Origin of the sequence: Amnibacterium sp. CER49 (assembly GCF_029846255.1) — a bacterium.
In the GTDB taxonomy this organism is placed as follows: domain Bacteria; phylum Actinomycetota; class Actinomycetes; order Actinomycetales; family Microbacteriaceae; genus Amnibacterium.
The window spans coordinates 243,926-264,653 of record NZ_JARVWQ010000002.1 but is presented as its reverse complement, the minus strand read 5'-3'; the positions used below and the strand labels follow the sequence as shown (position 1 = coordinate 264,653).

Sequence of the window (20,728 nt, the reverse complement as noted above, 5' to 3'; positions counted from 1 at the left end):
CGAGGATCGGGGACGGCACCCGAGATCGGGATCCGCGGCACCCCCTCTTGCCACCCGATGTCCTTCGGCCCCATCAGAACCCTGGGCGGACCTGGTCCCCGAGCGCGGCGGGCTCCCCCATCAGCGCGGCCTCCTCGCGGCTGTGCACGCCGAGCTTCGCGAAGACGCTCGTGACGTGGTGGTCCACGGTCTTCATCGAGATGACGAGCCGGGCGGCGATCTCCGCGTTCGTGCGCCCGGCGCGCAGCTCGGCGAGCACCTCCTGCTCACGTGCGGTGAGCCCGGCGGGATGCTCGCGGGCCGCCCCACGGGCTCCGGTCGGGATCGCCCGGGCGCCGATCCCCCGCAGCCGTTCGCGCGCGATGCGCTGCGCGGCCACTGCGTCGAGCTCGTGCAGCACCTCGAGGGCGCGGCGGAGGTCGGCCTCCCCGTCCGAGCCGAGCAGGGAGAGCGCCGCGAGGTAGCGGCAGCGCCGGTCGAACCAGATCCCCGCCGCGTCCGTGAACCGCCCGCGCAGCTCGAGCGCGAAGGGCTCGGCGACGGCACCGGCCGGTACCGGCAGCTCGAGCCGGCGGCACCAGACGGCGACGGCGCCGGCGAGCCACGACGACGAGCCGCGGATCAACGGCACGATCGCGCCCACCTCCTGCCGTGCCTGCGGCACCCGCCGCTCGAGCCAGCACGCCTCCGCCCGCGCGAGCCGCACGTCGATCAGGCGGTCGGGCTCGTCGGAGCCGCGGGCGATCGCGAGGGCTTCGTCGAGGTGCCGCCAGGCGTCGTCGTCGCCGCGACGGGCGGCGATGAGGCCGAGCACGAGCAGCGGCGTCATCCGGTTGATCGGTGACGCCCCGGCGGTGCGCAGCACGTGGTCGGCGATGGCGGCGGCGTCGTTCCACCGGCCACGGCGCAGGGCGACGAGCGCCCGGAGCCCACGGATCACGGTGCCGTACGTCTCGAGGTCGCGGCCCTCGCAGTAGGCGGTCGCCTCGGCGAGCACGGGTCGCGCGTCCTCGAAGCGGTACTCGGCGCACAGCAGCCAGGCGAGGTTCGCGTAGGCGCGGGCAGCCTGGTCCTCGGTGCCGATGCCGACCGCCACGTCGAGCGCGCGGCGCATCACGGGCTCCCACGGGCGCTCCTCGTTCGCGAGCGCGCAGGCCTCGGCGTTCAGCGCGTCGCTCAGCACCGCGGGCAGGTCGAAGCGCTCCGCGAGCGACTCGGCGCGGCGCGCGAGGTCGATGGCGGCCTCGTTGCCGCCGTGCACCATCCGGTGCCCGGCCAGGGCGGCGGTGGCCCACGCGAGCTCGACGGACGGGCCGAGCGGCTCGAGGATCCGGATCGCTCCCTCCGCGGCCTCGACCGCCTCGTCGCTGCGCGCGAGCCGCCAGAGCACCCGCGACAGGTGGCGGAGCGTGTCGCCCTCCCGGTACGGCTCGCCGCGGGCGTGCCAGAGCGCGAGCGCGCGGCGCCGCATCCGCTCGGCCTCCTCGACCCGATCGATCGTGGCGAGCTCGAGGCCGAGCGCGTCGCAGAGCGCCGCCTCCCGCGGGTCGTGCAGCACGGCAGCGGCCGCCACCGCGCGCTCGAGGTGCGTCGCCGCCTCGCGGTGGGAGCGGAGGCGCAGGGCGGCGTCGGCCGCGCGAGGCGCCTGCTCGAGCACGACCGGGTCGTCACCGGCGGCGGCGGCGTGGAAGGCGAGCAGCGTGGCGTCCGTGCTGCCCTGCGCGAGGAGCGCGTCGAGGAGCCGACGGTGGATCGCGACGCGGCGGTGCGGTGGGATCGCCTCCTCGACCGCGCGCCGGGCGATCTCGTGGCGGAAGGTGAGCACGCCGCCCGCGTCGACGAGCAGGCCGACCTCGAGCAGCTCGGCGAGCACGTCGCCGTCGGCGCCCGTGACCGCCTGCAGCGTCGCGACCTCGATGACGCGGCCCATGAGCGCCGCGGTCTCGAGCGCCGTGCTCGCCGCGGGACCGAGCCGGAGGGCGCGGCCGAGCACGAGGTCGCGAGCCGACGGCGGGAGCGTCGTGAGGCCGGAGCGGAGCACCTCGGTGACGAAGAACGGGTTGCCGCCGGTGACCGCGTGCAGCTCGCCGCCGTCGACCCCGGCGAGGTGGGCGAGCCGGGCGACGGCCTCGGCCGAGAGCGGCTGCAGCTCGATCCGCCGCGTCGACTGGCGGACGACCAGCTCACCGAGGGCGAGCCGCAGCGGATGGCGCTCCGCGAGCTCGTCGGAGCGGTAGGTGACGACGACGAGCGACCGCGCGCTTCGGATTCGGCGCGCGACGTAGCGGAGGAGGTCGACGGTCGCCTCGTCCGCCCAGTGCAGGTCCTCGAGCACGACGACGTCGAAGGTGCGGGGGTCCTCCAGGCGCCGGAGCAGGGTCGCGAAGAGGTCGATGCGGGCGGGGCTCCTGCGGATCAGCTCGCCGAGGTCGCCGCCGAGCTGGGCCGCGACCTCGTAGAGCGGACCGAGCGGCAGCGGCGTCGTCAGACCGTCGCAGGCGCCCTCGGACCAGACGGCGTCGGGCACGGCGCGCCGGAAGCGCTCGAGCAGCGCGGTCTTGCCGGCGCCCGCCTCACCCGCGAGGAGGACGAGTCTGCCCGCGCCGGCACGCGCGTCGCCGGCGGCATCGTTGAGTGCCTCCATCGGCACCTGCCGCTCGAGCAGTGCCATCGCGGGTCAGTGTTATCGCGTCCTGACCTCCGCCGCCAGCCCTGGATCCGAAGATCCGTGGTTCCACGGAGTGCGGTGCCCGGCGGTGCGGTCAGCACGTGCGGCCGTCCCAGCGAGCGGGGCCGATGCCCGGCGCAGCCGCGGCACGACCCCGACCGCGTGCAGGTGATCCGCGCTCGGGCAGGTGCCGGCGTCGCGGGTCGCAGCTGCACGAGGAGGAAGCACCGACGGCCCCTATCGGTCGGAGCGGGCGCCCTCAGGCGGCGAGCGCGCTCGGGAAGCGGGTCTCGAAGTCGAGCAGGCCGACCCACGTCGGTCTGACCGTGATCCGGGCCATGGGCATGCCGCGCAGCTGCGACAGCCACGCCTCGCCCTGCTCCTTCCCGAAGTAGCGGATCGCCGCCTGCGCGTACTCGGGCACCACGTCGTCCTGCAGCTCGACCTGCGCCCGGCCCCGCAGCATGAGCTCGTGGTACGGGTACGAGTTGCCGTTGTCGATCGTGACGGCGACCTCCGGCCGCTCCTGCAGCACCTTCAGCTTCGGCGCCCTCGGCGGCGTGCCCATGACGAGCCGCCCGTCGCTCCACTGGAACCACATCGCCACGACCCGCGGCGAGCCGTCCCGCCACGTGTACGCGAACCGCGCCGGGTTCGCCGACGTGAGCAGCTCCTGCGCCACAGGGTCCTCGAGCAGCGCCACATCCCCTTGATCGGTCATCGGTCCCCTCCATCGTCCTCGATCGGCCGTCCGTCTCGATCGGCGCAGCGTAGGACTGCTGCCGCGGCCTGCTCCATACGGGAATCCGCGTATCCCTCCAGTCCGTCGGCTGCAGGATGGCCGCATGCCGGCCCGCCGCGGACTGTTCCTCGCCCCGTTCGACGTGCTCGCCGACCCGCGGCTCGTCGGCGACCTCGCTGCCGAGGCGGAGGCCGCCGGCTGGGACGGTCTCTTCCTCTGGGACCACATGCTCTACAGCGAGCCGGTCCGGGCGATCGCGGACCCCTGGATCTGCCTCGCCGCGATCGCGCTCCGCACCGAGCGGCTGCTGATGGGACCGATGGTGACGCCGCTGCCCCGCCGGCGCCCGCACGTGCTCGCGCGGCAGGCGGCGAGCCTCGACGTGCTCTCCAGGGGGCGCCTCGTCCTCGGGTTCGGCATCGGTGACGACTGGGGCGCCGGCGAGTTCAGCCGCTTCCGCGACGAGGCCGACCCGAAGGTGCGCGGCCGGATGCTCGACGAAGGCCTCGACCTGCTCACCACGCTGCTCTCGGGCGCGCGCGTGCACCACGACGGCGAGCACTACGCCGCGACCGACGTGACGTTCCTGCCGTCGCCGGGCCGGCCGATCCCCGTCTGGGTCGCCGGGCGCCACCCGAACGCCGCCCCGCTGCGGCGCGCGGCGCGGTACGACGGGTTCTTCCCGATCGGCGTGCCCGAGCCCGCGGCGGTCGGGGGGATCCTCGAGTCCGTCGCGGCGCTGCGCGCGAGCAGCCCCGCGCCGTACGACGTCGTGATCGACCTGCAGCCCGGGGTCGACCCGGCGCCGTGGGCGGACGCCGGCGCGACGTGGGTGCTCACCCGGGTCGGCCCCTACGAGCTCGACCTCGAGGCGGTGCGCCGGCTCATCGATGCCGGACCGTGACCCGGACGCCGTCCACAGGCGCGGGTCGACCCTCCGCCGCCCGCCGCGCCGCCGCTACCGTGCTGCAGATGAGACGGGGTGCGCGGCGGCTGGTGCTCGTGCTGCTCGCGGCCGCCCTCGTCGTGGTCGTCGCCGCGGGGGCGACCGCCGTCTGGTACGCGGGCACCCACCCGGCGCAAGCGCAGGGGCCGACGGCGAGCACGAGCCCCACCACCCCGGCCGGCTCGCACTGGTTCAAGCTCACGGGACGCGACGGGAAGCCGCTCGACCCCGACCGCAGCACGTACGGCGCCCGCACCACCGCCTCGGGGCCGCTGCTGCTCTTCCTCGCCGCCACGGGTCTGCGGCCGAAGAACTACGAGCGGTTCCTCACCGCCGCGACGCAGGCCGGCTACCACGTTCTCGGGCTCGACTACTACAACCTCGGCCCCGCCCCCTCCGACGCGTGCGGCGCCGATCAGGCCTGCTACGGCAGGCTCGAGCAGAACCGCTTCGACGGCTCGGCGCCCTCGAAGGTGAGCGCCGTGACGCCGCGCAACGGCGTCCTCGCCCGGCTCGGGGCCGCCCTCGACCACCTCGAGCAGATCGACCCGAAGGGCGGGTGGGACCACTACCGCACGCGCGGCGCGATCGGCTGGAGCGACGTCGTGGTCGCGGGCCACAGCCAGGGCGGCGGCGAGGCCGCGTGGATCGCCCACGAGCACCGCGTCACGGGCGTGCTGCTCGTCGGCGCCCCGATCCTCACGAACGGCACGGGCGTGGCGACCTGGACGGGCACCCCCGGCAAGACGCCCGTCGGCCGCTACGTCGCCTTCGACAACACGGCTGACGGCTACTACTCCCAGATCCGCGCGTCGTGGCAGGCCCTCGGACTCGGCACGCCACGCACGGTGTCCCCCAACGACCGGCTGTCCGGACGCCTGCTGCTCGTCGACGAACCGATGCGCGACGCGCACATCAAGCTCGCCGACGACTCGACCCCGCTCACCGCGGACGGGACCCCGCGGTACCTGCCGATCTGGCGCTGGATGCTCGACCGGTTCGCTCCCCGCGCCTGACCCGGCCGACTGTTCGCGGTCCTGCAGACCGGCCGGGACCTCGCTCGCGGCGACACGCTTGTATCACCTGATTGACACAGGAGCGGGACCGCTTGTACCGTCACGGCAGTACAAGGAGGCCCTCATGGCACTGATCCTGCTGCTCGCCCTCGGCGCCCTCACCGCGCTCGCGGTCGTCGTCGCCGTGCTGCTCGCGCTCGCCGGCCGGCTCGTCGCGGACCGGCCCACGGACCGCGGGCTGCGCCGCGTGCGCCTCGGTCTGCTCTGCGGCCTCGCGACCGGCGGCGTCGTGCTCGTCGCCCTCCTCGCGCTCGGCACCGCGGTGCCGTCGTGGCTCGGACTGCCCCTCGCGGTCGCGCCCGGCCTCGCCACCGCAGCGGGCCTGCTCGTCTTCGCCGCCGTGCCGGCAGCGCCGGTCGAGCCGAGCGCCGTCCGGACGGCGAGTCTCGACACCCGCGGGCCGCTCACGGTCGGCGACCGTCGCGCCTACCTGGTCCCCGCGGCACTCGGAACCCTGCTCGCCGTGCTGCTCGTCCTCACCGGCGCGACCGGCGCCCCCGACGAGGCCGGCCGCCTCCGCGAGTACGCGATCGGCACCGCGGCCGGCGTCGGCACCGCCGGCCCCTACCCCGGCTGGTACTACGCCCTGCCGCTGCTGCTCACCACCGCGCTCGTCGTCGGCGCGACCATGCTCGCCCTGCGACGCATCGCGGCACTGCCCTCCGTGCCGGGCGCTGCCGACGGCGACCGGATGTGGCGCCGCGACGCCACCGCCGCGGTCTCGCTGCTCACGTCCGCCGGCCTCCTGCTCCACCTCACCGGCGTGCTCGCCGCCGCCGGCGAGCCGATGCTGACCGTCGGGCTCACCACGGGCACCGATGCGGCGCGCGTCGGCGGCACCGTGCTGCTCGCGCTGGCGCCCGTGGCGCTCGTCGCCGCCTGCGTGCTCGTCGTCCGGGCGGCAGTCCGTGCGGTCACCGTCCGCGCCGGCCGCCCCGTCCCCGCGGCACGCCCGTGATCCTCGCGGTCGACGTCACGAGCCCGGTGCCGCCGTTCGAGCAGATCCGCGAGCAGATCGCCGGTCGGATCGCGGACGGCTCGCTCGCCACCGGCAGCCGGCTGCCCCCCATCCGGCAGCTGGCGGCCGACCTGCACCTCGCCCCGGGCACCGTGGCCCGCGCCTACGCCGAGCTGGAGGCCGCCGGGCTCGTCGAGACGAACCGCGGCAAGGGCACGCGGGTGCGGGCCACCCGGGCCTCCGACGAGGCGGTGCGCCGCGCCGCCGACGCGTTCGTCGCCGCCGCGAGGGCGCAGGGCCTCGACGCGGCGGGCGCGGTCGCCCTGCTGCGCGCCCGCTTCGGCACCTCGACCTGAACCGGGGTCCCCGTACCTGTTCCGTCCGCCCCGCGGGTGCGGCAGCATCGGGCCGTGCAGGGACGCACCCGTGCGAGCGCCGGTCCCGTCGTCGTGGTCGGCGCGGGGCCGGCGGGCCTCGCGGCCGCCGCCCAGCTGCGGCGCCGCGGCGTCGACGCCCTCGTGCTCGAGGCGGGAACCGCGGTCGGCTCGAGCTGGCGCTCGGCGTACGACCGGCTCGCGCTGCACACCGTCCGCTCGCTGTCGGGGCTGCCGGGCCTGCGCATCCCCCGCGAGGCGGGCCGGTGGGTCGCGTCCGGCGAGCTCGTCCGCTACCTCGAGCGGTACACGACCCGCTTCGCGCTCCACGTGCGGGCCGACACCCGGGCGGCCCGGATCGATGCCGCCCCGTCCGGGACCGGGACGCGGTGGACGGTGACGACCGAGGACGCGGAGGTGCTCCGCGCCCGCACCGTCGCTGTCGCCACCGGCCGGAACGGCGTGCCGTTCCTGCCGCCGTGGCCGGGCGCGGACGACTACCGCGGCAGCCTGCTGCACGCCGCGCAGTACCGGAACGGCGAGCCCTTCCGCGGCCTCGACGTGCTCGTGGTGGGCCCGGGCAACACCGGGACCGACATCGCCGTCGACCTCGCCGAGCACGGCGCCGCCCGCGTCCGGCTGGCGGTCCGGACGCCGCCGCACCTCGTGCGGCGGCAGACCGGGCCGCTGCCCGCCCAGATCGTCGGCCTCGCCGCCGGCAGGCTCCCCGACCCGGTCGTCGACCTGCTCGGCGCCGTGCAGATCCGACTGACGGTCCCCGACCTCGGGACGTACGGCCTGCCCCGAGCGCGCGACGGCCTCGGGACCCGGTTGCGCCTCGACGGAGCGATTCCGACCCAGGACGTCGGCATCGTGGCGGCGATCCGCAGCGGCGCGGTCGAACCCGTACCGGGCGTGACGGCCTTCGAGGACGACGAGGTGCGCCTCGCCGACGGACGCCGCATCTCGCCCTCCGTCGTGATCGCCGCCACGGGCTACCGCCCCGGCCTCGAGCCGCTCGTCGGGCACCTCGGCGTCCTCACGCCGACCGGGCTGCCGCGGATCCGCGGCGGCCGTGCAGCCGCACCGGGCCTCGCGTTCCTCGGCTACACGGTCTCGCTAGGCGGCGTCCTGCACGAGATCGGCACCGAGGCGCGTCGGTTCGCCGCGGAGGTTGCGGCCGACCGCTGAGCCGGCCGCTTCGGCGCGCAGCCACCTCGGCGGGACCCTCGACCCACTCCGCCCACCCGCGCCGCGATCAGCGCGCCGCGCGCTCCCGCTGGCTCGCCTCACGCAGCCCTGGTCGGACGAGCCGCCGGACCAGCGTCAGTCGACTCCGCCTGGTCGACCCACGTACCGGGAGCATCCTCCACCGGCGCGCTCTGGGGTATGGCTGGTATACCGGGCGTCATCATGAGCGACACCAGCGTCCACCTGGTCCTGTCCGGCCGGATGGTGTTCGAGGACGACATCAGCCTGGCGCAGGCCGCGCACATCCTGGCGTATCTGACCGGGCAGGAGCACCCCGCGGGCGTCGGCCAGGAGGCCGTGCTCGACCTCCGCTCCGAGACCTCCCGCAGCGCCGCGACGCCGACGGTCTCCCCCTCCCCCGATCAGCCCGCTCACCCACCCGCACCGGCGCCGGCACCGGCACCCGAACCGGTTCCCGGACCGCCGTCGACGCCTCGCGAGCTGCTGCAGTCGACGGGCGCGAAGACGAACGTGGAGAAGATCGTCGCCTTCGCGGGCTACCTGACGCGGAACGACACGGCGGAGACCTTCACCGTGAACGACGTGCGTCAGGTGTTCCGTCGGGCCCGGGAGCCGCTGCCCGGCAACCTGAACCGCGACGTCGACTCCGCGATCCGGGCCGGCTTCGTCGCGCCGGCCGGTGCGCCGGGCGAGTTCTTCCTCACCGGGCAGGCCGAGACGGCGCTCGAGTCGGGTTTCGGCGCCGTGCACGGGCGGCCGCCTCGGCAGCGGTCCTCCGCTCACGGCGGCCGGGGGCGCCCGACCCCGCCCCCGGAGCTCGAGTCGCTCGACGAGCTGCCCGGGGTGCCGCCGGGCATGCCCGCGTTCCACGAGGTGCCGCTGAAGCGCGACCGGGTGCTCTGGGTGCTCGCCGCGGCGAAGGAAGCGGGCATCGATGCGCTGTCGAACCGAGGCATCGAGTGGCTCACCGACCGCTACGGCGACGGCGTGCTCGCGAAGCACGTCGGCGTGCACCACGACGCCCTCCGGCGTCCCGGCTACGTGACCCGCTCGCTGCGCGACCAGCGGCTGCGGATCACCCCGCAGGGCGAGGCGTACCTGCGGTCGCTGCGCGGGCGCACGGGCTGACGGGACTTCCCACCCCGGCGGGCGAGCAGGCCGTCACCTCCCCGTCGGTATCGATCCGATACCACTCGCCGGGCGTCGACGTGCTGATCGGCTACCGTGCAGGCATCGGCGAGTGCGCACCCAGCGTCCTCCGATATGAATGCTCGGCGCAGCCACCCCACCCCGCGCCGATCGGAGGCTTCCTCATGGAGGACGACCGGCGCCCCGGCCCGGGCGACGTGCTCGACGGCCGCTACCACCTGCTCGATCGGCTCGGGCGCGGCGGCATGTCCGACGTCTTCGAGGCCCAGGACCTCGTGCACGGCGGCGACGTCGCGGTGAAGGTCTACCGGCGCGACGTCGCGGAGGCGCTCGACCCGTCGCGCACGACCCGCGAGATGCAGGTGCTCACCGATGTCGCGCACCCGACCCTCGTGCAGGTGCTGAACGCGTCGGCCGACCCGGGTTCCGTGCCGTACCTCGTCCTCGAGCTCGTCCGCGGCGCCGACCTCGGCGCGCTCGTGCACGAGCAGGGCCCGCTCGAGCCGGAGCGCGTTCGGCGCATCGTCGCCGACGTCGCCGACGCCCTCGCCGCGCTGCACGAGCGCGGCCTCGTGCACCGCGACGTGAAGCCCGCGAACATCCTCGTCCGCGACGGCTCCGACGGCCTGATCGGGCCGTCGGCGAAGCTCACCGACTTCGGCATCACGCTCGAGATCGGCGCGACCCGCGTCACCGGCACGGGCACGATCGTCGGCACCGCCGCCTACCTCAGTCCCGAGCAGGTGCGGGGCGCGACGGTCGGCACCGCCAGCGACGTCTACGCCCTGGGGCTCGTGCTCATCGAGGCGCTGACCGGCGAGCGGGCCTACCGCGGCAGCCTCGCCGAGTCGGCGGTCGCGCGCCTGCACCGCCCGCCCGCCCTGCCCCCGACGGCGTCGCCGGCGCTCGCGCACCTGCTCTCGGCGATGACCGCGCTCGACCCCGACCAGCGCCCTCGAGCCGCCCAGGTCCGCGACCGGCTCGACGCGCTCGTCGGTGCGATGACCGCCGAGGAGGCCGGGCTGACCGGCGGTCTCATGGTCCCCGCCTTCCTCGAGCCGCTGCCGGAGCTCGAGCCGCAGCTCACGGGGTTCCTGCCCGCGCGCTCGACCCGGCCCGCGGCGCTGCGGCTCCTCGGCGCCGCCGCGGCGGTGGCGGTGGCCATCACCGCCGGCAGCGCCCTCGCCCTGGGCGGCGTGCCCGCGCCGACGCAGGGTGGCGCCGCCGACGCCGCCGCCGGTGCCGTCGCGGGCGGTCCGACCGCCCTCCCGAGCCCGTCGAGCGGTGCGCCGTCCTCGATCGCCGCCGTGCCCGCCGTCGCCCGCACCGTCTCCCTCCGCAGCGCCACCTCCACGGGCCCGTCCGCCGCGCGCAGCACCTCGGGCAGGGGCACCGCGGCGGCGACCGCTCACACCGCGCCCGCGAAACCGAAGGCGTCCTCGAAGGGCGGGACCGGCAAGAACAAGGGATCGAAGGGCAAGGGCGGCCACAAGGGCGGCGGCAAGAAGGACAAGGGGCACGGCGAAGGGCACGGGAAGCACCACGGCGAGAGGCACGGGAAGCACGACGGCGCGGGGCACGCCGGGCACCACGCGAAGCACCAGCCGACGACGCAGCACCGGCACGCCGCGAAGACGCACCCGCAGCAACGTCATCCCGCCCGCTCGGCGCACCGGCGCTGATCCCGGCGCGGGGGCCCTCACCAGGCACGGCCCGGCGGTCCGCCGGTAGGTTCCTGCGGTGCTCTCGCCGTACCGTTCGATCCTCGTGCTGCCCGGCGCGCTCGCGTTCTCCGCGGCCGGCCTGCTCGCGCGCCTCGAGATCGCCATGGTCGGCCTCGGGTCCGTGCTGCTCGTGCAGCGGCTCACGGGGTCGTACGCGCTCGGCGGCGCCGTCTCCGCGACATTCGGCGTGAGCTGCTCGGTCGTCGCCCCGTTCGTCGCCCGGCAGGTCGACACACACGGGCAGGCGCGCATGCTCCGCCTCGCGGCCCCCGTGCACGCCGCGATGCTGCTCGCCCTCGTGCTCGCCGCCGTGCTCTCGGCGCCCCCGGTGCTGCTGTTCGTCTTCTCCGCCCTCGCGGGCGCCTCGCAGCTGTCGGTCGGTTCCCTCGTTCGGGCACGCTGGGCCGCGCTCCTCAGCGGCACCGAGCGGATGCAGACCGCGTTCGCGCTCGAGTCCGTCCTCGACGAGGTGGTCTTCATCGTCGGCCCGATCGTCGTGGTGCTGCTCGCGACGCTCGTGCACCCGGCGGTCGGCCTGCTCGTCGCCGCCGCGTCCGCCGTGGCCGGCGGGTTCCTGCTCGCCGCCCAGGCCCGCACCCAGCCGCCCGCCGCCCGTGACCACCCGCACCTGCGCCGGCACGCGGCCGGCGGGTCCGTGCTGCGGATGCGCGGGGTGCTCGTGCTCGTCACCGCGTTCCTCGCCTGCGGCGTGCTGTTCGGCGGCGCGGAGGTGACCGTGGCCGCGTTCACCCGGGCGGAGCACGTGCCGGCTGCCGCAGGTGCGGTGCTGTCGCTCTGGGCGATCGGGAGCATGACGTCCGGGCTCGTCTACGGCGCGATCCGGTGGCGCAGCCGCGTCGACCGCCGCTTCGTCGCCGTGCTCGTGCTGCTCGGCCTCGGCACGGTGCCGATGCTGCTCGTGCCGACCGTGCCGCTGCTCGCGGTCGTCTTCCTCGTCGCCGGGGCCTTCATCGCCCCCGTCATGGCGAGCGGCACGACGCTCGTCGAGGCGCTCGTGCCGCCCGCGCGGCTCACCGAGGGCCTCGCCTGGACCGGCACGGCCCTGAACATCACGTACGCCCTCTCGGCCGCGGTCACCGGCGCGATCATCGACGGCTTCGGCGCCCGCACCGGTTTCGCGGTGCCTGTCGCGGCGGGGCTGCTCGCCGCCGTCGCCGGCGTCGTCGGGCTCCGTCGCCTCCGCCCGGAGGGCGGCGAACGGGGCGGGCTGGGCCGCTCCGCCTCGGGGCCGGACACCGCCCGTCCCGGCCTGCCCTGAGGACGGGACGGGCTCGGCAACTAGCCTGAGCCGTGTGGTGGACGCGGAGGAGAGCCTGGCGGTCAGCACGCTCGGGGCCACGGTCCGCGTGCAGCGGCAACGGCAGGGCCTTTCGGTTCAGGCGCTCGGGCAGCGCGCCGGAGTGAGCTCGGGCCTCATCAGCGAGCTCGAGCGGGGGCACGGCAACCCGTCGTTCACGTCGCTCAGCAGGATCGCCGCGGCGCTCAACCTGCCCCTGCCGAAGCTGCTCTCCGGCGTGGTCGAGGACTCGATGGTCGTCCGCGCCTCGGAGCGGCCGCTGCTCCCCACATCGGCCGACGAGCCGGCGGAGCGGCAGGCGCGCCGCGAGCTGCTCACGCCGCCGAGCGAGACGGTGCTGCAGTTGATCCGCAGCACGCTGCCGCCCGGGTTCAGCAACGAGGGCCGCCCCTACCGCCACCTGGGCACCGAGACCGTGACCGTGGAGTCCGGCGGACTGCTGGTGGTGCACGGCGAGCGCCGGGTCGAGCTCGCGCCTGGAGACACGATCACGTACGGGTGCTCGACGCCGCACTGGTGGGCGAACCCGACCGGCGCCGAGACCGTCGTCCTGGGCGCCGTCACGCCGTTCGAGTCCTGACGCGCCCACGGTCGCCGTGTGACGGTTGTGTTTCGTCCTCGCGTGCCCCTTGCCGCACGTTTCATCGGTCGACAGAATGACGATTCCATCACCGTATTGATGACGAGGGGACGCCATGGCGCGCGTAGCGGTATCGAGAGGACGAGGCCCGGCGGTCATCGCCGGCGCGGTCGCGGCAGCGCTGCTGCTCGCGGGCTGCTCGACGGGATCGAAGGTCGACGTGAAGGGCAGCGGCGGCGCCGGCGGCGCGAGCGGCACCCTGAAGGTCGCCATCGCCGGTGAGCCCGACCAGCTCGACCCGCAGAAGACGTCGTCGTACTTCTCGTTCGAGGTGCTCGAGAACGTCTTCGACACGCTGGTCGAGCCCGACGCGAAGCTCACGATGCAGCCGGCGCTCGCGAAGTCGTGGACGACGAGCACGGACCAGCTGACCTGGACCTTCTCCCTCCGGCAGGGCGTGACGTTCCAGGACGGCAGCAAGTTCTCCGCGAGCGACGTCGTCTACTCGTACAACCGGATCATCGACGACAAGCTGTCGAACGCGTACAAGTTCGCGAACGTGAAGTCGGTGACGGCGAAGGACCCGAGCACGGTCGTCATCAGCCTGAAGCAGCCGACCCCGAACCTCCTGTCGAACCTCGGCGGCTTCAAGGGCATGGCGATCGTCGAGAAGTCGAACGTCACCGACAAGAAGATCGCGACGCAGCCGATCGGCACCGGCCCGTTCTCGGTCGCGAAGTGGACCCAGGGCGACTCGATCACCCTGAAGGCGAACCCGAAGTACTGGGGCGGCGCACCGAAGGTCGCCGGCATCACCTACCGCTTCATCTCCTCCGGTGCCACCGCGATCGCGGCGCTGAAGAGCGGCGAGATCGACTGGACCGACTCCATCCCCGCGCAGCAGGTGTCCACGCTCAAGTCGGCGAGCGGCATCACCCTCGGCAACGTCCCGAGCAACGACTACTGGTACCTCGCGCTCAACGAGAAGCGGAAGCCCTGGAACGACGTGCGGGTGCGCCAGGCGATCGCGTACGCGATCAACCGCGACGACATCGTGAAGGTCGCGAAGTACGGCAACGCCCAGGTCAACGAGCTCGCGATCCCGAAGCAGAGCGCCTGGTACACGTCGTACGACAAGTACTCCACGAACATCGCGAAGGCGAAGCAGCTGCTCTCGCAGGCGGGCGTCTCCGGCACCGTCAAGCTCGACTTCCTCGCCACGTCGGACTACCCCGAGACGGTCTCGGCCGCGCAGGTCATCGCCGATGAGCTGCAGCCGCTCGGCATCAAGGTGTCGATCAGGACCCCCGACTTCGCCACCTGGCTGCAGCAGCAGAACTCCGGGAAGTTCGACATGCTCATGATGGGCTGGCTCGGCAACATCGACCCGGACGACTTCTACTACAACCAGCACCACACCGGCGGTGGAAGCAACGCGCAGGGCTACTCGAACAAGACGGTCGACAAGCTGCTCGACGCGGCCCGGACCGAGACCGACCAGGCGAAGCGCAAGCAGGACTACGCGCAGGCCGCGACGCAGATCGCGGACGACGCGAGCTACATCTACCTGTACAACCCCACCGTGATCCAGGCCTACGACAGCAAGGTCAAGGGCTACACCGTGCGTGGCGACCGAGCGATCCGCTTCAAGGACGTCTCGCTTGGCTGACGCCCGTGTCGCCGGCGGGCCGGGGGACGTCGCTCCCCCGGCCCGCCGGCGACAGGCGCACCCGCTCGTGCGCTTCCTGCTCCACCGTCTGGGCTCGTCCCTCGTGGTGCTGCTCGGCGTCATGGTGGTCGTCTTCGTGCTCATCCACCTCGTGCCCGGCGACCCGGTGCGCATCGCGCTCGGCACCCGGTACACGAAGGAGTCGTACGACGCGCTCCGCGCGGCGAACGGCCTCGACCGGCCGCTGTGGCTGCAGTTCGTCACCTACATCGGCCACGCGCTCTCGGGCGACCTCGGCACGAGCTTCCGCGACGGCGAGCCCGTCACGATGACGCTGCTCGGCCGGCTGCCCGCGACCGCGTCGCTCGCGCTCGTCGGCATCGTGATCGCGCTCGCCATCGCCGTGCCTGCGGGCATCTGGTCGGCGCTGCACCAGGGCCGCGCCTCCGACGCGGTCGTCCGCGCGCTGTCCCAGCTCGGCGTCTCGGTGCCCGACTTCTGGGTCGGCATGCTGCTCATCACCGTCTTCTCGTCGCTGCTGCGGCTGCTGCCCTCGTCGGGCTACGTGCCGATCACCGAGGACCCGGTCGAGTGGCTGCGCCGCGTGATCCTGCCCGGCACCACGGTCGGGGTCGTCGCCGCGGCGATCATGACCCGCTACATCCGCGCGGCCGTCCTCGACGTCGCCGACCTCGGCCACGTCCGCACCGCCCGCTCGAAGGGCCTCGCCCCGCGGGTCGTCGTGTTGCGCCACATCGTCCGCAACGCGCTCATCCCCATGCTCACGATCACGGGCATCCAGCTCGCCACGATCCTCGGCGGCGTCATCGTCGTCGAGGTCGTCTTCGCCTGGCCGGGACTCGGCCTGCTCGTCTACAGCGCCGTCGCCGCACGCGACTACGCGCTCATCCAGGGCGCGGTGCTGCTCATCGCCGCCCTGTTCCTGCTCATCAACTTCCTCGTCGACGTGCTCTACGCCGTCGCCGACCCACGGATCCGGCTCGCATGACGAACGTCGACGCCTCGAAGCCCGTCCCGGTGCCGCTGCCCGAGGCCGCGCCGATCGCCGCCGCCGGCACGCGCATCGCCGCATGGCGGCTGCTGCTGCGGAGCCCGGTCACCGTCGCGAGCGCGGTTGTGCTGCTCGTGCTCGTGCTCGTCGCGGTCGTCGCCGCCCCACTCGTTGCGGCCGGTGTGAACCACACCGACGTGCTGCACGCCCTGCAGGGCCCCTCGGGGAAGCACTGGTTCGGCACCGACGACCTCGGCCGCGACATCCTCGTCCGCACGGTGGGCGCTGCGCAGGTGTCGCTCACCGTCGCGGTCGTCTCCGTCGCGTTCGCCCTCATCGTCGGCACCGCAGCCGGCGTGCTCGCCGGCTACCTCGGCGGCTGGGTCGACACCGTGATCATGCGCATCGCGGACGTGATGTTCGCCTTCCCCGTGCTGCTGCTCGCGCTCGCCATCGTCGCGATCCTGCAGCCCGGGATGGTCACGACGATCCTCGCGATCGGCGTCGTGTACACGCCGATCTTCGCGCGGGTCGCGCGGGCGAGCACCCTCGCCGTGCGCGTCGAGCCGTACGTGGAGGTGTCCCGGACCATGGGCACCCCGACCTGGGCGATCCTCGTCCGGCACGTGCTGCCCGGCATCTCCGGTCCTGTGCTCGTCCAGACGTCGCTGTCGCTCGCGTTCGCGATCCTCTCCGAGGCGGCGCTGTCGTTCCTCGGTCTCGGCATCCAGCCGCCGCAGCCCTCGTGGGGCGGGATGCTCTTCACCGCGCAGGGGTTCCTCGGCCTCGCCTGGTGGATGAGCGTCTTCCCCGGCGCGGCGATCTTCGTCTCGGTGCTCGCGTTCAACCTGCTCGGTGACGGCCTCCGCGACGTCCTCGATCCCCGCCAGCGGACCGTGCTGGAAGCGAGGACCCGCCGATGACCGCTCCCGACCTGGTGCTCGCGGTCGACGGCCTGACCGTCGGCATCGGGCGCACCGGCATCGTGCAGGGCGTGTCGCTCGCCGCGCACCGCGGCCAGACGCTCGGCATCGTCGGCGAGTCCGGGTCCGGCAAGTCGATGACGGTGCTCGCCGCCACCGGTCTGCTCGACGCCCCCGGCGCCGTCGTCGGCGGATCGAGCCGGTTCACCGACGGCGGCCGCGAGCCCGCGCAGCTCGTCGGGGCCCCGCCACGGCTGCTCCGCAGCGTGCACGGTGGCGGCATCGGCTTCGTCTTCCAGGATCCCGGCACCTCCCTGAACCCCGTGCTCACGATCGACCGCCAGCTCACCGAGAGCATCGAGGCGCATCTCGGCATGACCCGGCGGGCTGCGACGAGGCGGGCGCTCGAGCTGCTCGAGGCCGTCGGGATCCCGGATCCCGAGGCGCGGCTCGGCGGCTACCCGCACCAGCTCTCCGGCGGGCAGCGGCAGCGGGTGATGATCGCGATCGCCCTGTCGTGCGACCCGGCGCTCCTCATCGCGGACGAGCCCACCACCGCGCTCGACGTGACCACGCAGGCACAGATCATCGACCTCGTCCAGGCGCTGCAGCGCGACCGGGGCACCGCCGTCGTCTGGATCAGCCACGACCTCGGCGTCATCGGCCGGGTCGCCGACGACGTGCTCGTGCTGCGCAGCGGCCGGGAGGTCGAGCACGCTCCCGTCGACGAGCTCTTCCAGCAGCCGCAGGACCCGTACACGCGGCGGCTGCTCGCTGCGCGTCCCCGCATCCGCCCGGTCGACGAGCTCCCCGAGCCGGCTCCCGCGACGGGCGAGCCGGTGCTGCGGGTGCAGGGGCTCGACGTGCGCTTCCCCGTGCAGACCGCCGCGGGCCGCACGGTCGTGCACGCGGTCGACGACGTGTCGTTCGAGGTGCGCCGGGGCCGAACCCTCGGCATCGTCGGCGAGTCGGGTTCCGGCAAGTCGACGATCGCCCGCGCCCTCACCGGCCTCGTCCGGCCCGACGCCGGCACCGCGACGCTCGGGGGCGCGGACCTCTTCGCGCGGCACGGCCGCGTGCCCCGGTCGCTCCGCCGGCGGATCGCGATGGTGTTCCAGGACCCGTTCGCGTCACTGAACGCTCGCAGCCGCATCGGCACGAGCATCGGCGAGGCGCTGCCGGGGCTCGGCCGCACCTCCGGCGGCCGGCGTCGCGTCGAGGAGCTGCTCGACCTCGTCGGGCTCGATCCCGCCTACGCGAGCCGCTTCCCGCACGAGCTGTCCGGGGGTCAGCGGCAGCGGGTCAGCATCGCGCGCGCCCTCGCGCTGGAGCCCGAGCTGATGATCCTCGACGAGGCGACCGCCTCGCTCGACGTGTCGATCCAGGCGACGGTCCTCGACCTGCTCGCGCGCCTCCAGCGGGAGCTCGGTCTCACCTACCTCTTCATCGCGCACGATCTCGCGATCGTGCAGCAGATGAGCCACGACGTGCTCGTGCTGCAGCGCGGCCGGACGGTCGAGCACCGCCCGGCCGTCGAGCTGTTCGCCGCGCCGCGTGAGCAGTACACGCGGGACCTGCTCGCCGCGGTGCCCCCCGAGCGGCCGGCGGCGCTGACCGGGCACTGAGTCCCGGTCCCGCCGTCCTGCCGTCCCGCCCACCCCTGCCCGGAAGGAGCCCGCGTGTTCGAGCGCGACGAGGAACGCGGCCGACGGCCCGACGATGCACAGGTCGCTCTCAGCGACCGCGCCGCCGAGCTCCGCGCCGTGCTCGCCGCGGCCGAGGCGAGCTGGGCACCCGCACTCTCGCCCGACGGCCGCCGCGTCGCCTACCTCAGCGACCGCGGCGGGGAGCCCACCGTCCACGTCCAGGACCCCGACGACGTCGGCTCCGCCCGCGCTGTGCCCCTCGCGGCGGGCCCCGCCGTCGCGGTCTCGTGGTCGCCCGACGGCACGCTGCTCGCCTGCCAGCTGGCGGTGGCGGGGGTGCGGACCGAGGTGTGGACGGTTCGGGCCGACGGCCGCGACGCCCGGAGGGTCGCCGGCGACGTGGACGAGCACGCCGAGCTCGGACCGTGGAGCGGTGGCCGCGTCGCTGCGACCCTGCTGCCGCGGGTGGCGGGCCGCCCGACGCGGATCGTGCTCGCCGACCCCCGCACCGGTGCGCTCGAGCAGCTGGTCGACGCGCCGATCGCGACCCTGCTCGCGCTGTCGGACGACGGGGCCACCGCCGTCGTCGCCGAGGGCCCGCGCGGGCAGGAGGCACCGGTCGTCGTCGACCTCCGCACCGGTACCCGGTGGGCGCCGCGGACCGCCTCCGGGGTGGTCCAGGCCGCCGCCGTGACGAAGGACGGCGCGGTGTACGTCGTCACCGACGCGGGCGCCGAGCGGATGCGCCTCGCGCGGGCCGTCCGCGAGACCGACGGCGGGCTCACGCTCGAGGACGTCGCCACCGATGCCCACGCCGATCTCGAGGCGGTCTCGACCGACGCCGCCGGCGGGCTGCTCCTGCTGCTCTGGAACGTCGGCGGCTGCAGCCGCCTCGAGCTGCTCGAGCCGAACGGCGGCCGCGAGGAGGTCCTGCTGCCCGCGCCGCTCGTCACCACGGCCGTGCTCGCCCCGGACGGCAGGACCGCGCTGCTCGCGCTCGAAGGGCCCGCGCAGCCGCGGGGCGTGTTCCGGCTCGACCTGGCGGACGGGCGCTCGTCGCGGATCACCCCTGCGCCCACCGTGCCGGAGGGGCTCGTCGAGCCGTCCCTCGAGCGGTTCTCCGGCGAGGACGGCCTGCCGCTGACGGGCTGGCTGTACCGCGCGCCCGGCGCGGGCCCCGGCTCCCCCGCCGTCGTGTACCTGCACGGCGGTCCGGAGTCGGAGGAGCGACCCGGCTTCGCGCCGCAGCTCCAGGCGCTCGCCGCCTCCGGCATCTCCGTGCTCGCCGCGAACATCCGCGGCTCGAGCGGCTCGGGCCGCGCATTCCGCGAGGCCGACGACCGATCCGGCCGCTTCGCCGCCTTCGGCGACGTCCGCGCCTCGGCCGCGCACCTCGTGTCCGCAGGGCTCGCGGCGCCGGACCGCATCGGCGTCACCGGGCGCTCGTACGGCGGCTACCTCGTCCTCGCGGCCCTCGCCTTCCTGCCCGGCGTCTTCGCCGCCGGCGTCGACATCTGCGGCATGAGCGACCTGCGCACCTTCTACCGCGACACCGACGCGTGGATCGGCATCGCCGCCGTCCCGAAGTACGGCGACCCGGCCGCCGACGCGGCGATGCTCGAGGCGCTCTCACCGCTGCCCCGCGCGGACGCCATCGACGTGCCGCTGCTCGTCGTGCACGGCGAGCTCGACACGAACGTGCCCCTCGGCGAGGCGACCCAGGTGGTCCGGCGCCTGCGCGCGGCGGGCCGCGACGTGGAGTACCTCGAGCTGCCCGGCGAGGGCCACGAGTACCGGCGGACCGCCTCCCGCGCCCGCCTCGCCGAGACGATGGTCCGGTTCCTCACGAGGTCCCTCGGCCGGAGCACGTGATCCTCGATCCCCGCGTCCGCGCGGCGGAGCGCAGCCGTCGCTCCGCGGCGTGCGGTACACCGGAGCGGTGACGCCTCCCGCTCCCGCCTCCGGCCTGCTCGACGGTCGCGTCGCCCTCGTCACCGGGGCCGCGTCCGGCATCGGGCAGGGCATCGCCGTCGCGTACGCCCGGGAGGGCGCCGACGTGGTCGTCGTCGATCTCGCGGGCGAGCGGGACGCCGCCGCGACCCTCGACGGCATCCGGGCAGCGGGTCACGAGCCCCTCCACGTGCAGGCGGACGTGAGCGACGCGGCGGCCGTGCAGGCGATGGCCGCCGCGGCGCTCGAGCGCTTCGGCCGCGTCGACGTGCTCGTGAACAACGCCGGGATCTTCCGCGAAGCGCTCGTCGAATCGATGACGGTCGAGGACTGGGACCGGGTGATCGCCGTGAACCTGCGCAGCGTGTTCCTCTGCACCCGCGCTCTGCTGCCCCAGATGCTCGAGCGCTCCGACGGGCGGATCATCACCATCGCCTCGCAGCTCGGCCAGATCGGTGGGGCCGGCGCCGCGCACTACGCGGCCAGCAAGGCGGGCGTGATCGGGCTCACGAAGTCGCTCGCCCGCGAGGTGTCGGCCCGCGGCGTGCTCGTGAACGCGATCGCGCCCGGGCCGATCGAGACGCCGCTGCTCGCCGGCGAGACCGAGGCCTGGCGCAGCACGAAGCTCGCCGAGCTGCCGATCGGCCGGTTCGGCCGGGTCGAGGAGGTGGTGCCGACCGCGGTGCTGCTCGCGTCCGCCGGAGGCAGCTACTACGTGGGCCAGACGCTCGGCCCGAACGGCGGCGACGTGATGCTCTGACGCGCAGGCCTCCTGACGAGC

Annotated in this window: 17 protein-coding genes; 15 read left to right on the top strand and 2 right to left on the bottom strand. The window is 74.7% G+C overall.

Features of this window, described 5'->3' with window-relative positions:
- Positions 1–73 precede the first annotated feature (73 nt).
- Both QDR37_RS11195 and QDR37_RS11190 read right to left on the bottom strand, forming a co-directional pair.
- Positions 74–2,671, bottom strand: coding sequence for an AAA family ATPase (locus QDR37_RS11195; protein ID WP_279713847.1), 2,598 nt, complete (start codon positions 2,669–2,671; stop codon positions 74–76).
- A 256-nt stretch (positions 2,672–2,927) separates the two neighbouring features.
- On the bottom strand, positions 2,928–3,389 hold the full coding sequence (locus QDR37_RS11190; protein WP_279713846.1) for a pyridoxamine 5'-phosphate oxidase family protein: 462 nt from the start codon (positions 3,387–3,389) through the stop codon (positions 2,928–2,930).
- A 124-nt stretch (positions 3,390–3,513) separates the two neighbouring features.
- Between QDR37_RS11190 and QDR37_RS11185 the strand changes: the two genes are divergently transcribed.
- From QDR37_RS11185 to fabG, 15 genes are all read left to right on the top strand, one after another.
- Positions 3,514–4,314 carry an LLM class flavin-dependent oxidoreductase gene (locus QDR37_RS11185; protein ID WP_279713845.1) on the top strand — a complete coding sequence of 267 codons (801 nt, stop codon included), beginning with the start codon at positions 3,514–3,516 and terminating at the stop codon, positions 4,312–4,314.
- Between the two features lie 68 nt (positions 4,315–4,382).
- On the top strand, positions 4,383–5,372 hold the full coding sequence (locus QDR37_RS11180; protein WP_279713844.1) for a hypothetical protein: 990 nt from the start codon (positions 4,383–4,385) through the stop codon (positions 5,370–5,372).
- Between the two features lie 124 nt (positions 5,373–5,496).
- On the top strand, positions 5,497–6,390 hold the full coding sequence (locus QDR37_RS11175) for a hypothetical protein (protein WP_279713843.1): 894 nt from the start codon (positions 5,497–5,499) through the stop codon (positions 6,388–6,390).
- A complete protein-coding gene (locus QDR37_RS11170; protein WP_347882104.1) occupies positions 6,387–6,746 on the top strand; it encodes a GntR family transcriptional regulator in 360 nt (119 codons plus the stop codon). The genes QDR37_RS11175 and QDR37_RS11170 overlap by 4 nt, the downstream gene beginning before the upstream one ends.
- Positions 6,747–6,800: 54 nt before the next feature.
- Positions 6,801–7,955: an NAD(P)/FAD-dependent oxidoreductase gene (locus tag QDR37_RS11165; RefSeq protein WP_279713842.1), complete on the top strand. Its 1,155-nt coding sequence runs from the start codon at positions 6,801–6,803 to the stop codon at positions 7,953–7,955.
- 222 nt (positions 7,956–8,177) lie between these two features.
- Positions 8,178–9,104 carry a hypothetical protein gene (locus QDR37_RS11160; RefSeq protein WP_279713841.1) on the top strand — a complete coding sequence of 309 codons (927 nt, stop codon included), beginning with the start codon at positions 8,178–8,180 and terminating at the stop codon, positions 9,102–9,104.
- A gap of 185 nt (positions 9,105–9,289) precedes the next feature.
- Entirely contained in the window at positions 9,290–10,807 is a 1,518-nt protein-coding gene (locus QDR37_RS11155; protein ID WP_279713840.1) for a serine/threonine-protein kinase, read from the top strand.
- 58 nt (positions 10,808–10,865) lie between these two features.
- Entirely contained in the window at positions 10,866–12,128 is a 1,263-nt protein-coding gene (locus tag QDR37_RS11150; protein WP_279713839.1) for an MFS transporter, read from the top strand.
- Between the two features lie 34 nt (positions 12,129–12,162).
- The gene (locus QDR37_RS11145; RefSeq protein ID WP_279713838.1) at positions 12,163–12,747 is read left to right on the top strand and encodes a helix-turn-helix domain-containing protein; all 585 of its coding nucleotides are present in this window, start codon (positions 12,163–12,165) and stop codon (positions 12,745–12,747) included.
- Between the two features lie 115 nt (positions 12,748–12,862).
- Positions 12,863–14,416 (top strand): ABC transporter substrate-binding protein, encoded by a 1,554-nt coding sequence (locus tag QDR37_RS11140; RefSeq protein ID WP_279713837.1) that lies wholly within the window; start codon positions 12,863–12,865, stop codon positions 14,414–14,416.
- Positions 14,409–15,425: an ABC transporter permease gene (locus QDR37_RS11135; protein WP_279713836.1), complete on the top strand. Its 1,017-nt coding sequence runs from the start codon at positions 14,409–14,411 to the stop codon at positions 15,423–15,425. The genes QDR37_RS11140 and QDR37_RS11135 overlap by 8 nt, the downstream gene beginning before the upstream one ends.
- The gene (locus tag QDR37_RS11130) at positions 15,422–16,351 is read left to right on the top strand and encodes an ABC transporter permease (RefSeq protein WP_279713835.1); all 930 of its coding nucleotides are present in this window, start codon (positions 15,422–15,424) and stop codon (positions 16,349–16,351) included. Before QDR37_RS11135 ends, QDR37_RS11130 begins: the two co-directional genes overlap by 4 nt.
- On the top strand, positions 16,348–17,976 hold the full coding sequence (locus tag QDR37_RS11125) for an ABC transporter ATP-binding protein (RefSeq protein WP_279713834.1): 1,629 nt from the start codon (positions 16,348–16,350) through the stop codon (positions 17,974–17,976). Before QDR37_RS11130 ends, QDR37_RS11125 begins: the two co-directional genes overlap by 4 nt.
- A gap of 54 nt (positions 17,977–18,030) precedes the next feature.
- Positions 18,031–19,869, top strand: coding sequence for a prolyl oligopeptidase family serine peptidase (locus QDR37_RS11120; RefSeq protein WP_279713833.1), 1,839 nt, complete (start codon positions 18,031–18,033; stop codon positions 19,867–19,869).
- 67 nt (positions 19,870–19,936) lie between these two features.
- Positions 19,937–20,707 carry a 3-oxoacyl-ACP reductase FabG gene (gene fabG / locus QDR37_RS11115; protein WP_279713832.1) on the top strand — a complete coding sequence of 257 codons (771 nt, stop codon included), beginning with the start codon at positions 19,937–19,939 and terminating at the stop codon, positions 20,705–20,707.
- Positions 20,708–20,728: the final 21 nt, after the last annotated feature.